Genomic DNA, 14,500 nt, shown 5'->3' on the forward strand with positions numbered 1-14,500 from the left:
CTGTCTCGTGAGAACGATCAGTTCTCGTGTCACTCATAGTAACAAGACAATAACGAACTACGATATCACGGTTCGTTGTATCATGAACGGCCAGAAACAGACGAAGCCAACGACGTCGTCCACCGTGCGTGAAACCGTCAAGTCAGTGCTCTTTCGATCCGACAGCGTCACGGTCATCGAAGAATGTCGTCGGTGCGGGACGACGATCGAAACGTCGTGTTCGGACTGTCCGACCTGTGGCTGTGACGATATCGTCACCTATCGCATTCGGTAACTCGAGTATACTCGATCCCGTTCAGTGATCTCGGTCGGACGAACGAGTCTCGAACGCGCCGATCGATTCGATAGCGTCGCGTCGGCCGTCGAGTACGTCGAACCGTTCTTCGCGCCGTCGCTCGAGCCAGTAGAGTAGCCGCTCGGCCCACGCCAGCTTGTTCGCTTTGAGCTGATCGACGGTCGGGTCGTCGAACTCCCAGCCGGCGAAGACGAGTCGATCCGCGCCGAGGGAATCCGCGAGAAACGCCGCGCGATCGCCGTCAGTGAACCCGCCGAAATTTCGGACCGGACCGTTGGGACTGGCCTGTGTCGTGGGGAGGACGAACTCGTCGACGCAGTCGGGAACGGTCCGCCGAACCGCCGGGATGTTGTCGCCGTGGGCGTGAACCGCCGCGGGAACGGATCGCTCGGTCAACAGACGAACCGTCACCGGATTCTTGTCGAGGTCGGTGACCATGCAATCGACGCCGACACCGTTCGTCTCGAGGACGTCTGCTGCCGTCGAAGCCGCGAAAACGACGTCGGCGCACCGGACCCGCTCGAGTTGACCGGTCTCTTCGAGCGACGGTGCCCCACCCGCGATCGCGACCGTCGCTCCTCGAGCCATCGAGAGACGATCGGTATCGAACGGACCGGTCAGTGATCCGAGAACGTCCCGCGCACGTTCGTCGGCCACCCGATCGTAGCCGAAGTCCTCGAGAATATCGACGTAGACTGACTCCCACTCCGCGAAGTTCATGCGTCTTCTTGGCACTCGAGGCGGTAGTGGTTACTGATTCTTTGGATGGGACATCGTATCGTGGACCGCGTCACCGACCGGGTGCTCGAGAGTACCGTGTGACTGCAACGAGTGTCGCCACTCGGCGAGTAGTTCCACAATAATTCCATGTTGTGGGCCGGGAGTCGCCTCCAAAGTACCCCTACCCGGGAGGCCGCCCGGCGTCCACTCGTTCCTTTCGAAGCCTCCGGCATAAGCTTTCTCTTACTGTGGCATCTTTCCGAGCACTTCAATGAGTTGTCCAGTTTGCTCGGTTTCGGCCTCGATACGCGCTCTAACCTCCGAAAGACCACCAGGTGTGCCGATAAATAACACGGAATCGTCGGGAGTGCGGTATACCGTAGCATCCGGACCGACAGTTTCAGCGACGAGTCGGTCGATAGACTGCTCAGCCAGTCCGTCGATCTCGAGAACGCGCGTCTGCCAGTCGGCTGCGACGTCGGGGTCGATGCCGCGCTCTCCGAGGTGCGCTCGGAACGTTCGCAGCGAGTCGATCTCGAGCTCGGACACCGTCACCCCGCCTTCGGACGCGCTCGAACGAGTACGAAACTCCGAGCCGATCAGTGCAGCATCACGGGTTTCTGCAACGTCGTGGGTTCGAACGACGTGTGCACCTCGTTCGACGGCCAGCCCGGTCGCAGCGAGGCTTACCGGGAGTCGCGCATCGGTTTCGCGATCGGCAATCTCTCCGAGGAAGTTCTTGCGGTTGATCGAAACGAGCACCGGCTGTCCGAGTGCACGGAACTCGCGAAGTCGTCTGAACGTCTCTCGGTCGTCCTCGAGCGTCTGCGTTTGACTCCAGCCGCCGAATGCGGGATCGATGATCGTCCGTCCCGTCAGCCCGTTCTGTTTCAACGCCTCGTACACCTGGTCGACGTAGGATGCCCGTTTAGCCCAGTCAGGCGACCGTCTCGTGGACCAGTCGGTTGCTCCGACCGCACCTGGACGCTCGAGATCCGGTGGGCTCGCCATCTTCACAACGGCGGCGTCGCGTTCCGAACAGACTGTTGGCATCGCCGGATCAGCGAAACCACAGATGTCGTTGACCATATCGAAGCCCATCGAGAGCGCTTCGTCTGCGACCGACGCGTATCGGGTTTCGATCGAAAAGACGGCGTCGCCGGAAACGCTCTCGATCGTCTCGAGGGCGAGGTGGAGTCGCTCGAGTTCTTCGTCCGCAGAAAGCACTTCGAACCGTTTGTTCGCGGACTCGAGGCCGATGTCGACGATATCGGCGCCCTCACTGATGAGTTCGTCGTCGACGTACTGGGCCGCCTCGCCGGGGTCGTCGTAGACGCTTGGATCGTAGGGTGACTCCTCGCTGACGTTCAACACGCCCATGATCCGAGGCGGGTGGCCGTCTCCGATCTCGAGTCCGGCCGCATCGACGGTGTTCATACCCCCGTCTGAGCAGAGCAGACGGAAAGGAGCCCCGATTGCGGCGAAGCGAGTCGAACGGAGGAATCACCGACGGTGGACGCGAGTTGGTTCGTCAGGTCCGCCGGTTCGTCTCCGGCGAACGGGTGCTCGAGTCAGCGTTCTCGAGCGGTGCGAGCCGCGAATCACGTAGTAACACCTTTTTGACGATCGAGGGGTTCTCGAGGAGCCGGTGTTTCGCGTGAGCACCGCGACCGCGGCCGCGCCCCTCGCGTTCGGACTGAATAACGTTGAGGAAGTTTTGCTCCTGGAGAATCTCCTGGACGCGTCGTTCCGAGAGCACGTCAAAATCGAGTCGGCCGGCGATCTCTTTGTACTGGTTGTAGATAATCTTCGTCGGGAACTCCTTTTGAGTGCTGTTTTCGGTGAGCAGCGTTAGCGAGTAGAGGATCGCTTTTGCCTGCTGTGGCGATCCCTCGATCAGTTCGTTGAATCGGTCAGCTTCGGTCTTTTCTTTCGCATCGCGAACGTGTTCGGCGGTCACGCGAGTGTTAGCTTGCTTTTTCGCGATTCTACCGGCGTTGCGAAGGATATCGATCGCCTTGCGCGCGTCGCCGTGTTCCTGTGCCGCCAGCGCAGCCGTAAGCGGGATCACGTCGTCGGAAAGGACGCCGTCGTGAAACGCGTCTCGTCGCTTCTCCAGAATTTCGACGAGCTGGTTGGCGTCGTAGGGCGAAAAGACGAGTTCGTCGCGCGAGAGACTCGATTTAACTCGCTCGGAGAGGTGATCCGGGAAGTCAATCTTGTTGGAGATACCGATAATGCCGATGCTCGAGTCCGAAATTCGTCGGTTTTCACCCGCTCGCGAGAGCTTCCTGAGAACCTCGTCGTCCTCGAGCATATCGATCTCGTCGAGGATGACGATCGTGACGTCGGTACAGCGGTCGATAGCCTGCCAGAGGCGTTTGTAGTAGTCACCGGTACCGAGGCCCCGATCCGGAACTGACACGCCGCTTTCCGTCGAGTCGTTGACGATCTGTGCGATGGTTTTGATGATCGATGCCTCGGTGTTTTGCTCCCCACAGTCGATAAACGCGTACTTGACCGTCACGTCGTCGCGTTCGGCTTCCGAGATCACTCGCTTGGTGACCGACCGCGAGATGAGCGACTTGCCGGTTCCGGTTTTGCCGAAGATAAACAGGTGGTTCGGCTCGCTCCCGAAGATGGCCGGATTGAGCGCGTCCGCGACTCGTTGCATTTGTTCGTCGCGTCCGACGATCCGGTCGGGGCCGGGAAGGTGTGTGATCTCGAGCAATCGCTCGTCGGCAAAGACCGGATCGTCGTACCGAAAGAGTGGATCACGATCGTCGTTGGCGGACATTACAGTATCCAGTGTCTTTCAGCGGGGTTGAAATAAATGTGTGGGGTTCGGTCGCGGGTGTAAATACGGCGGTTCAGGAACCGGCTGCCTACTTCTGACCAAAATTTGATCGATCACAGTGAATCGCCCGCCTCGCGGGTGTGAGACGGAAACCGAACGTCGAAGCTACGGGAGAACGTGCCGACTGCGTCGATTCATACGGCTACGTTCGATGGTACCGACACCCCCCTCGCGGATGTAAGGGGTAGTTATCCACGTGCTCGAGCGGGTGATGAACCGTTGCATCGACCCGTCAGTTCGGGGAATTCGATCCCGAAAGCTGTCAACGCCTTATTCCAGAAAGGAAATCGGAGGCCTGGAACACCAATGTAGGTGGTCGGTAGGATCGGGACAGAAAACGACGAGGAAAGCGTTGAATCAACATTGCGGCCGGTATCGTTCGATATCGACGACCGATTCCTCACTACCGGACAGGACACACACCACCGTCGCGTTTGTAACGACATACTGACGGGTGGAGTACGATCGATTACCGAAATTCCGGAAGATAGGATCGATAAATACGTGGATTTTACATCCGCGACAGAGGTGTGTTCCACGACAGAACACCCACACAGACTCACCGTTACAAACGCGAGGGGGGTGTGTCCCCCTCACAGTGTACCCAAAAATCAACCGCGATGACCCCTCTAAAATCGATTCTGGGTAGACGATGGCGAGCAGGCAGCCGTTTCGGTACTGAATACGACCGCGTCGAGCCACCAGCCGACAGTCAGAAACCAGGCCTACGTCACGATACGGTTTCTCAGCTCATTCCCGAATCACGAAAACGATCGTTTGCATATCGGGAACGAACTGTTATCCTACTATCCTATCTAGTACTCTCTAGTCTCTAGTACTATCTCTACCTAGACACTAACCACTCCTATCATATATCATCATTATTATTAATGGTGCATGACTCGCCTCGGGTCTGGACCGAAACTAGTAACCCCCTTCTCGTCGCACTCGAAACGAATGAGCGACCAGTCGTCCAGATCCGACTCGACTACCCGATCATCGAAGCCAGCCGTCGCCGTCGTGGATGCTCAGTCGCCGGGTAACGTTGGAACCATCGCTCGAGCGATGAAGAACTTCGGCTTCGAGGAACTCCTTCTCGTCGATCCTCCCGAACTCGATCCCGACGGCGACGCCTACGGCTTTGCGGGGCACGCTCGAGAGGACGTTCTCCCGAACGCGACGGAGGTCACCTTCGACGAGATAGTCGAGAACTACCACACCGTCGGCTGTACGGCAGTCACGAACGAAGACGACCGTAGCCACGTTCGGTTTCCGTTCTCGACGCCTGCGGATCTGTCCGATCGGCTCTCGACCGTCGACGGACGGACCGCACTCGTCTTCGGCAGAGAGCGGGTCGGGTTGACCAACGAAGAACTCGCACGGATCGACGAGATCTGTTCGATTCCGGCGAACGCCGACTATCCCGTGCTCAATCTCGGTCAGGCGGCGACGATCGTCCTCTATGAAATCCGTCCACTGACACTCTCCGACGAGGATATCCAGCTCCCTGACGTAGAGCGTGTCCGGGCATCCGAGCCGACGCTGGATCGATTGTACGGTCAGTGGGAATCGCTCCTCGCGGAGATCAATCACCCCGAAGAGAAACGCGAGAAAACGATGCGAATGCTCAGACGCGTTCACGGTCGAGCCGATCTCACCGAACGGGAAGTGAACACCCTTCTCGGACTGGTCCGCCGCGCAACAGAGCGACCTGACCAACAGTGACCGAGACGGTCCGTTGGACCGACGTATCGGCGCAACCGCCGAACGGTTGCGGTCCCACGGAACCGACGGACGGCAACCCTCTCAGGCTCGCTTTTGAATCTCTTCGCGGAGGAGCTGACTGACGAGATCGCCATCCGCCTTTCCACGCAGTGCTCCCATACACTCGCCCATCAGTCCGGAGAACGCCCCCATCCCTTCCGTTTCGACCTGCGCTTCGTTTCGCTCGACGACCTCGACGACCGCTTCTCTGACCTCGTCTTCACCGGCCGAACCGAGTTCGGCGGCCTCCGCTGCTTCCTCGGCGGTGCGATCGGGGTCCTCGGCCAGCACGGTAAGGAGATCCGGAATCCCTTCCCGTGCGAGGTCGCCACCCTCGGCCAGCGCGAACGTTTCCTCGAGATTGGGTCGCGTCAGGCGTTCGACGGGGACTCCGTCACGTCGGAGTTCAGTCAGCGTCGACTCGAGGGTCGTCGCGGCGAGCGTCGGATCGACTCCGTCGTCGACGAGGTCCTCGAATAGCGGCATGTGGGTACCGTAGGCGACTTGTTCTGCGAGTCCCGTACCGAGGTCGTACTCGGCCGCGTAGCGGTCGACTTTCTCGGTCAACAATTCGGGTTCGGGAACGTCGCTGGGGTCTGGCTCGACCGGGGGGACGTCCGTTTCCGGGTACATCCGTGCCGCACCCGGAAGCGGTCGCAAATACCGGGTCGTGCCGTCCTCGTTGGCACCGCGGGTTTCCTCGGGAACGCCCTCGAGCGCGGTCGTGGCCCGATCGGTTGCGGCCTCGATCGCGGCTTCTGCGACGTCGCTTGCGGCGGCAACGATCGCAACGGCGTCTTCGGAACCGGCATCGACGGCGTCGCGAAGTGCGTTGACTTCCGCCTCGGTGATGCCGTACGCTGGCAGTTCGTCCGTATGGAAGATCCCACCCGCCCCGTGTCGCTTCGCGTGATCGGAGAACTCGGTTCCGAGACGCCGGTCGGGTGCGATTTCGCGTCCCACTACGCCATCGTATCCCACGAGCGGAACGGCCAGGACGGAGCCGCCGTCGTCCAGTGCGCTCTCGATGACGCCGCTTTCAGTCCCCTCGAAGACGTCCGTGACGTCCTGGACGTCACCGACAGCTGCTCCGCGCGCGGTGAGTTCGTCCGCAATAGCCACGAGTTCGGCCTGTCGAGCGACCTCGTTACGGACGATATCGTCGATGTCGTCCAGGCTCTGGACTCCCTTGACCTCGACGCGTGCACCGTCTGCGATCGAGACGTTGACGTCCTGACGGATCGTTCCCAGACCCCGTTTGACCTTCCCGGTCGACCGCAACAACATCCCGATCCGCTCGGCCGCCTCGAGCGCCTGTTCCGGCGAGGAGATGTCGGGGCTGGTCCCGATTTCGACCAGCGGAATACCGAGTCGATCGAGGCTGTATCGAACCCCACCGTCGGTCTCCGAGACTCGCTGGGCGCTCTCTTCTTCGAGCAGGAGATCCTCGATACCGACCGGACCGTCGCTCGTTTCGATCTGACCGCCGGTCGCGATCAGCGTCGAGCGCTGAAAGCCCGACGTGTTCGAGCCGTCGACGACGATTTTACGCATGACGTTCGCCTGATCGACAGGGTGCATATCCATGAGCTGTGCGACCTCGAGCGCCGTCTCGAGTGCTTCCTCGTCGAGTTCGTGCGGTGGTTCGTCGTCTTCCTCGACGAGACAAGTCGTCTCGTAGGCGAGATATTCGAACTCGCGGTCGACGCGGCTCTCTTCTACGGCGGCGTCGTCGATTTCGCCCAGTTCGCTCCGGGTGGGATGGAGATACCGGGTGAACGTCCGTGTCGACGCATCGGGCTCGCGAATCTCGGTGGGGCACTGACAGAACAGCTTCGTCGCCGTATCGAGTTGCTGGTGGATCTCCAGCCCGGCGACGAGTCCGAGTTCCTCGTAGTCGTACTCGCTCTCGGTCATTGGCGTCCACTCGGTGGCGGAGTGGTAAAAAACCGTCCAGTTGCGACCGGGTAAGGCCGTGGTGTCACTCCCGTCGAGTACCGATCGCCGGACCCGCGAGGAAGGTGGGACGTGAACCATCCGAACTGACCGTACGGGTTCGAATCTTCGGCATCGAACCGACGCTCGAGAGCAGCCTACTCCGGAACCGAATCCGACCCAGAGCCGAGTCGGTCCCGCACCGTCCCGAGAAGACTCTCGGGAGCCACGCTGTGTGCCCGGTCACGACACCCCTCGTATCGGCGGGCGACGGCACCGTCACCCGTGGTCAGCTCTTCGCTCGCTCGTCGCTCCAGAACGATCACCGGATCGGCGTCCTCGAGTGACTCGAGTAGCCGTCGGCTCTCGTCGGTCGGTCCTACGACGAGATCCGCGATGACGGTCGCGTCGGCGGTCCGAACCCGTTCGTCGAACGCGGCGAGTTGCCTCGAAGAAATCGTCGAGAGCGGATCGATCTCGATCCGGTCGACACCGAGCCCTCCCGCGGTTTCGGCCGCTACATCCCCCGCCGGAACGGGTCCTACCGAAACCTCGAGTCCCGCGCGCTCGAGACGAGTGAGCGCGCCGGCGGCGGCCGGTCCGGAGCCGACGATGTGTACGTGTGGACGGCCCCATCGTCCGCCGTCGGTTCGCTCACCCTCGCCCGATCGATCGCCGTCGGTGGCGCGTGTGGCCCCGTGAGGGAGTGTCGTCACCGTCGTCGTTCCGGTGACCGGATTCGGCGTCACCGTGGCGTTCGCGTCGAACGCCTCCGCGAGCGTCTCGGTCGTGAGAACCTCCGATGGAGGACCGGTGCTGTGTAGCGAGCCGTTCGCCAGCAGAACGAGCCGGTCGCAGTATCGCGCAGCTAAATCTAGATCGTGGATCGCTGCAACCACCGTTCGATCCTCCTCGACGAGTTCGCGGACCAGCTCTAGCGTCTCGACCTGATGGTTGATATCGAGGCTCGCCGTCGGCTCGTCGAGCAAGAGTACGGGCGTCTCCTGGGCGATTGCGCGTGCCAGGACGACCCGCTGGCGCTGACCGCCGCTCACTTCGTCGATCGACCGAGCCGCGAGTTCCGCGGTCCGCGTTCGCTCGAGGGCGCGTTCGACGGCCGCACGATCGTCGGCCGTCGGCGTCGAGAACCGCGATCGGTGGGGATGGCGTCCCATCTCCACGACGTCCCGGACCGGAAACGAAAACGAGAGTGACGTATCCTGGGGAACGACGGCGACCAGTCGACTCGTGGTCCGCGATGAAACGGCGTGAACGTCGGTGTCGTCGATCGTTATCGTTCCCGACGACGGCGCGATAGCGCCGCTGATCGCGCGAAGCAACGACGTTTTGCCGGCCCCGTTCGGGCCGACGAACCCGACGAACTCGCCCGGATCGACGCTGAGCGAAACGTCTTCGAGGACCGATAGCTCTCCGAACGTGATCCCGACGTCTTCTATACCGATCGGCGTCGGCTGGTGGAGCCGACGCTCGTTCCGTTGGAGGCGTCGATCCTCGGTCATACCGAGTGCACCTCCCTTCGTACGAGCAAGAACAGGAAAAACGGCGCGCCGAGTGCGGCCGTTACGATTCCGACCGGGACTTCGGCGGGGCCGGCTCGAGCGATCGTATCGGTCGCGACCAGAAACGAAGCGCCGGCCAGCGCGCTCGTCGGGAGCAAGATCCGGTGATCGGGACCGACGATGAGTCGCATGATGTGGGGAACGACGAGGCCGACGAATCCGATGACGCCGGCGACGGCGACGCCGGCTGCGGTGACGACGCTTGCGAGTGCGAGCAAGAGGAGCTTCGTCCGCTCGACGTCGACGCCGAGATGGTGGGCGTCTTCCTCACCGAGCAACAGGACGTTCAGTTCCCGGGTATACGCGAAGAGAACGAGAACGCCGACCAGCGTAACCGGAAGCGCGAACCCGACGTCGCTCCAGGTACTGTTGTGCAGGTGCCCCATCATCCAGATGATCGCCTGTCTGAGATCGTCGCCGCTGTGGACGAGCATGTACGAGATCATCGCGCCGAGAAACGCCTGGATCGCGACGCCCGCCAGCAACAGCGTCGCGACCGGCGTTCGGCCGCCGTCGGTCGCGATCGCGTAGACGAGAAACGCCGTGACGAGCGCACCGACGAACGCGGAGAGGTGGAGGCCCCCGAACGGAACGAGCGCCGGAAACGCGATGGCGGCGACTGCACCCGCTGCGGCTCCCGACGAGACGCCGATGATCGACGGATCCGCGAGCGGGTTTCGGAAGAACCCCTGCATGACCGTTCCGGCGGCCGCAAGCGCGAACCCGACGACGCTCGCGAGGACGATTCGCGGTAGTCGAATGTCGGCCACGATCGTCTGGTGCGTTTCTGGTACGTCGAACCCGAAGACGGCCGCGTACTCGAGGCGAGGGCCGTGAACGGTCCATCCGAAACCAGGGACGGTTACCGGCTCCTCCATCGTAAGCCCCGTCGGCACGGTGATCGCGTTCAACACGGCCTTTGCGACCACGACCGCGTCGATCGTGACCGGCCCGAGAGCGGCGCTGGCGATCGCTACGATGATCAGGACGATCACCAGGCCGACGGTCCACGACAGCGTTCGGACCGGCCGCATCATAGATACAATCTCGGTTGGAGTAGACAAATATTTGTTGAAGTGCCTGTTCGTACACACCGATGCAATACGGACGTGTCCTCCTGGTCGTCGCACTCCTGATCGTCGCAACGACAGTTCCCGTCGTGGGTGCTGGCGCGAGTCCGAGCGCGGCGGCCGATCCCGCCCCCAGTGTCGCACAGTCGATCGACGCCACCTGCGAGTATCCACTCGAGCGCACCGACGCACGTGGGGAGACGATCTCGCTCGAGGCCGAACCCGACGAGGTCGTGACGCTCTACCCTGGTGATGCACAACTCGCCTTCCAGATCGGGGCCGAAGACCGCGTCGTCGGGATGCCGGTCGGTCAGTACACGGACGGACTCGAGGCCGGAGATCGAACCGATATCAGCGCCGACGATGGCGTGACGCCGGTGGCAGAAGAGATCGTCGCGCTCGATCCCGACGTCGTTCTGGCGGCGAACGTCGCACTCACAGACGAGGACTTCATCGAGCAACTCGAGGATGCGGGAATCGCGGTGTACGTCCTGGATACGGCGACGTCGGTCGACGACGTCCGCGAGAACGTCGAAGTGGCCGGCGAGCTAACCGGCACCTGTGACGGTGCCGAGGAAACGGTCGCGTGGATGGACGACCGACTCGCGGTGATCGAGGACGCGCTCGAAGACGTAGACGAGCCACTCGCGTACTACGTCAGCGACGACGAGGGAACCACGCCGGGAACCGAGACGTTCCAGCACGACGTCCTGACGAGCGCCGGACTCGAGAACGTCGCAGAGCGTGCTGGTATCGATGACTGGCAGACGATCAGTGCGGAAGTCGTAGTCGAAGAAGACCCGGATTGGATCGTCTATCCGGACTGGATCGACGAACCGCCAGTCGAAGAGGGAATCGAAGCGACGACGGCGATGGAAGACGGGAACGTCGTTTCGGTCGACGACAACGCGATGAGCCAGCCCGCTCCCGAAATCGTCCACGTCGTCACGGCTCTCCTCGAAACGGTTCATCCCGACGTGTACGCAGACCTGGAAGCCGATCTCGATTCGATCGACGAACGGTACGACGTCGACACGGAGGTCGGTACTGAGGACGTGATCTCCGACGTCGGCTACGAGACGGACGACGAACCGAGCGCTGACGACGGATCGGACTCCTCGGACGACGCACAGGATGCCACCGATGAGGCGGAGGCGCTCGACGGCGAGGACGACGATGAAGGGGCCTTCCCGGTCCCCGGGTTCGGCATCGTCGCCACAGTGATTGTTCTGTGTTCGATTCTGGCAGTGTACGGATTGCGGTCCGAGTGAGCGCCGTCACGGACGATATTTCGCCGTCGTCGGTTCGCACGCCACGCCTCTCTGTCGGATTACTCGCGTCGATTCGACCCGAACGGCCGTTTCGTTTTGAAAAGGGTTTACTCGTCGGCCTCCACAGGTGAACGTATGGTCGAGAACGTCATCTGGCCCGCCTATCTCGATGTGGAACTCTCGCGGGCCGAGGGACGCCGTGTATCAGGGGAGTTGGCAGTCGACGAACCGACGGTCGACGAGATCGCGAAAGCGGTCCAACAGATCGGTTACGACGCCACGATCGAACGCGACAAAGCCTACTCGAGAGAGCCCTGGGCCGAGCGCGGTCGCGTCGTCGTTCGCGGAGCCGACGACTCCTCGAAAACCGACCTCGTTCAGGCCGTCGCGGCGTACGTCGTCGCGATGCGGGACTGATGCGTCGGGTTGGTTCCGTCGTCAGGACGGCTCAGGGACTCGCGATCCTCCGGACGGACGACACGGACGAGAGTGGGGTTAGCGAACGTCGTGGGACGGACGACGAGTATCGAGGCGAAATCGGAACCGTCGTCATCGACGACTCGCTCGAGAAAGTCGGCCGCGTCGTCGACGTGTTCGGTCCGGTCGACAGACCGTACCTGGCTGTGACGCCGGACGACGGCGTTCATCTCCCCTCGCTGGTCAGTTCGACGCTGTACGCCCGCTAGCGGTTTGGACTCGCAACTCCGTAACACCCAGAAGAAAACACCCATAGGACCGGGGGACGAACGCCGGGCTATGAACGACCGGATTCGGGTACTCGTGGCCGTTGGCGTGACGGTGTTGCTCTTTCTCGCCGTTCAGATCGGTGCACTGGCGCTGATCGAGCCGTTCCACGAGTCCGAACGGCAGGCCGTCGAGAATCCCGACGACCCGACGAACAGTTTCATCTACTTCGGTATCATCCTCGTTGCGACCGCGCTCATGCTCGCGGCGTTCAAGTACGATCTCCAGTGGCTGATTCGAGCGCTCATCGTTGGCGTCAGCGTAATGCTCGCCTGGTTCGTCTTCACCGAGTTCGTCCCGCCCGTGATTACCGTCGGGCCGGCCAACGTCCTCGCCGTTCTCGCCGCACTCGGGTTGGGGGTGGCTTTGCTTTCGTATCCCGAGTGGTACGTCATCGACGCCACGGGGGTGTTAATGGGCGCGGGCGCTGCTGCCCTCTTCGGTATCAGTTTCGGCCTCTTGCCGGCGATCCTCTTGCTCTCGGTGCTCGCGATATACGATGCCATCAGCGTCTACGGAACCGAACACATGCTCGACCTCGCGGAGGGCGTCATGGACCTGAAGATTCCGGTAATTCTGATCGTCCCGACGTCGCTTTCGTACTCCTATCTCGCGGCCGGGAGTACCGACGACGTCCTCGAGGGCGATGGCGACGGTGACGACGATGGCGACGACCGGTCTCGAGTCAGCGGTGACGAGCCAGCGGACGAAGACGACGGTTCCGAGGAGGCTGGCCATTCGGACGACGGCTCTCTCGATCGCGATGCCCTCTTTATCGGTCTCGGTGACGCCGTTATTCCGACGATCCTCGTCGTGAGTGCCGCCTTCTTCCTCGAGGCTGGAACGCTCGAGGTTCCCGGCATCGCCCTGAACCTTCCCGCACTGGGTGCGTTGCTCGGGACGATCGCAGGACTGCTCGTGCTTCTGTACATGGTTCTGAAGGGACGTCCACACGCGGGGCTCCCGCTGCTCAACGGCGGTGCGATCGGTGGCTACCTGATCGGCGCTGTCGCGAGCGGCCTCTCGATCGTCTCTGCACTCGGTTTGTAGTTTGCACTCGGCTTGTCCCCCTCCACCCGGCTTGTACGCGGACACCGAGTGTTTCGGATGCGGATTCTCGTTTCGACGGACACACCAACATTAACACTGATCCCGCCACTGTGTAGAATATGAACGTTCGCTTCGCGATACTATCCGAACGCCATCGTCACCAGCTATGAAGGGACGAATCACGATTGCGTTCGGCATTTCGGTCGTTCTTCTCGGGTTTTTGATTCTGGCCGTCGGCTGGGAATCGGTTCTCGCGTCGATAGGTCAGGCAACCCTCCGGATCTACGCCGTCGCGTTCCTCGCGATCTCCGGGTGTCTCCTCTTCCGGGCGCTCGTCTGGCATCGGGTGTTGAGCGTCGTCGACAGGCCGCGACCGTACTGGCTCGTTTCCGGCATCGTTCTCACCGCGACCTTTGCGAAGTACGTCGCGCCTTACGGACTGGTGACCTCCGGCGTCGGCGTTGCAGCCGTCGTGAGTCGATACTACGACTCGGCATACGAGGAAGGTCTCGCTGCGACAGTGAGTGCCGATTTCCTCAATTACCTTCCGTACTACTCCTTCGGAGCGGTCGGAGCTTCCTACGTGTTGTTCGTCTACTCACCGTCGATTCCGCTCCGTCAATATACGACGGTTGGCGTTCTCGTCGGATCGGGAGTTATCGCTCTGGTCCTCGTCGCCTGGCGCTCACAGCGGATTTTGATCGATTGCCTGCTGAGAATACTCGACAGCGCTCGCCGTGTCGTTGCGCGCGTCTCGAGTACCAAATCCCGCCACCTCCGTCGAGAGAACCTGTCCGCGCGCTTCGAGGGGTTCTCGACGACGGTCGAGCTCGTCTCTCGAAACCGATCATCGATGGCCATCGCGCTGGTGTACGCACACCTCGCCTGGCTCGGTCTGGCGATCGCTCTCTACGCCACCGCACAGGCTGTGGCGATGCCGATTCCGTTTGGCGTGGCGATACTCGGCGTTGCACTTAGCAAGCTCGGATTTCTCGTGCCGACGCCGGGCGGCGTGGGTGGTGTCGAGTTCACGCTGGCCAGCGTACTGTATCTGTTGACGCCGATGGGAATGGCCATTGCGACGTCTATCGCGATCCTCTTTCGGTTCGCTTCGTACTGGTTCCCGATGTGTCTCGGCGGTGTGATCTCGATGGCGCTCACGCTTTCCGATCCGCTTCCACCGGACGCAGAGTGACCGTGAGAGTGCGAAAATC

General features: G+C 61.7%; 13 protein-coding genes. 7 read left to right on the forward strand and 6 right to left on the reverse strand.

The features are described 5' to 3' along the window. Positions 1-82: 82 nt before the first annotated feature. Complete coding sequence (locus EA462_RS07010) at positions 83-274, forward strand: hypothetical protein (protein WP_124177858.1); 192 nt, start codon at positions 83-85, stop codon at positions 272-274. 21 nt (positions 275-295) lie between these two features. On the opposite strand, the gene EA462_RS07015 is transcribed toward EA462_RS07010, so the two are convergent. From EA462_RS07015 to EA462_RS07025, 3 genes are all read right to left on the reverse strand, one after another. Further along, positions 296-1,015, reverse strand: coding sequence for a 6-hydroxymethylpterin diphosphokinase MptE-like protein (locus EA462_RS07015; protein ID WP_124177859.1), 720 nt, complete (start codon positions 1,013-1,015; stop codon positions 296-298). 243 nt (positions 1,016-1,258) lie between these two features. Beyond that, on the reverse strand, positions 1,259-2,452 hold the full coding sequence (folP, locus tag EA462_RS07020) for a dihydropteroate synthase (RefSeq protein WP_124177860.1): 1,194 nt from the start codon (positions 2,450-2,452) through the stop codon (positions 1,259-1,261). 94 nt (positions 2,453-2,546) lie between these two features. Further along, the gene (locus tag EA462_RS07025) at positions 2,547-3,812 is read right to left on the reverse strand and encodes a Cdc6/Cdc18 family protein (protein WP_124177861.1); all 1,266 of its coding nucleotides are present in this window, start codon (positions 3,810-3,812) and stop codon (positions 2,547-2,549) included. Between the two features lie 1,017 nt (positions 3,813-4,829). Between EA462_RS07025 and EA462_RS07030 the strand changes: the two genes are divergently transcribed. Then, positions 4,830-5,597: an RNA methyltransferase gene (locus tag EA462_RS07030; RefSeq protein WP_124177862.1), complete on the forward strand. Its 768-nt coding sequence runs from the start codon at positions 4,830-4,832 to the stop codon at positions 5,595-5,597. 81 nt (positions 5,598-5,678) lie between these two features. On the opposite strand, the gene gatE is transcribed toward EA462_RS07030, so the two are convergent. The 3 genes from gatE to btuC all read right to left on the reverse strand — a co-directional run bounded on the left by gatE (position 5,679) and on the right by btuC (position 10,188). Continuing rightward, positions 5,679-7,553: a Glu-tRNA(Gln) amidotransferase subunit GatE gene (gatE, locus tag EA462_RS07035; RefSeq protein WP_124177863.1), complete on the reverse strand. Its 1,875-nt coding sequence runs from the start codon at positions 7,551-7,553 to the stop codon at positions 5,679-5,681. Positions 7,554-7,729: 176 nt separating this feature from the next. Continuing rightward, positions 7,730-9,091: a heme ABC transporter ATP-binding protein gene (locus EA462_RS07040; protein WP_124177864.1), complete on the reverse strand. Its 1,362-nt coding sequence runs from the start codon at positions 9,089-9,091 to the stop codon at positions 7,730-7,732. Further along, on the reverse strand, positions 9,088-10,188 hold the full coding sequence (btuC, locus tag EA462_RS07045; RefSeq protein ID WP_124177865.1) for a vitamin B12 ABC transporter permease BtuC: 1,101 nt from the start codon (positions 10,186-10,188) through the stop codon (positions 9,088-9,090). Before btuC ends, EA462_RS07040 begins: the two co-directional genes overlap by 4 nt. A gap of 59 nt (positions 10,189-10,247) precedes the next feature. Between btuC and EA462_RS07050 the strand changes: the two genes are divergently transcribed. The 5 genes from EA462_RS07050 (at position 10,248) to EA462_RS07070 (ending at position 14,481) form a co-directional block, all read left to right on the forward strand. After that, complete coding sequence (locus EA462_RS07050) at positions 10,248-11,492, forward strand: PGF-CTERM-anchored ABC transporter substrate-binding protein (RefSeq protein WP_124177866.1); 1,245 nt, start codon at positions 10,248-10,250, stop codon at positions 11,490-11,492. Between the two features lie 135 nt (positions 11,493-11,627). Further along, on the forward strand, positions 11,628-11,909 hold the full coding sequence (gene srp19, locus EA462_RS07055) for a signal recognition particle subunit SRP19 (protein ID WP_124177867.1): 282 nt from the start codon (positions 11,628-11,630) through the stop codon (positions 11,907-11,909). Continuing rightward, positions 11,909-12,178 (forward strand): H/ACA ribonucleoprotein complex subunit GAR1, encoded by a 270-nt coding sequence (locus EA462_RS07060; protein WP_124177868.1) that lies wholly within the window; start codon positions 11,909-11,911, stop codon positions 12,176-12,178. The genes srp19 and EA462_RS07060 overlap by 1 nt, the downstream gene beginning before the upstream one ends. 70 nt (positions 12,179-12,248) lie before the next feature. Beyond that, positions 12,249-13,286 (forward strand): presenilin family intramembrane aspartyl protease PSH, encoded by a 1,038-nt coding sequence (locus tag EA462_RS07065; protein ID WP_124177869.1) that lies wholly within the window; start codon positions 12,249-12,251, stop codon positions 13,284-13,286. Between the two features lie 166 nt (positions 13,287-13,452). Further along, on the forward strand, positions 13,453-14,481 hold the full coding sequence (locus tag EA462_RS07070) for a lysylphosphatidylglycerol synthase transmembrane domain-containing protein (RefSeq protein WP_124177870.1): 1,029 nt from the start codon (positions 13,453-13,455) through the stop codon (positions 14,479-14,481). The last annotated feature ends 19 nt before the right edge of the window (positions 14,482-14,500 follow it).

Origin of the sequence: Natrarchaeobius halalkaliphilus, from assembly GCF_003841485.1 — an archaeon.
GTDB lineage: Archaea > Halobacteriota > Halobacteria > Halobacteriales > Natrialbaceae > Natrarchaeobius > Natrarchaeobius halalkaliphilus.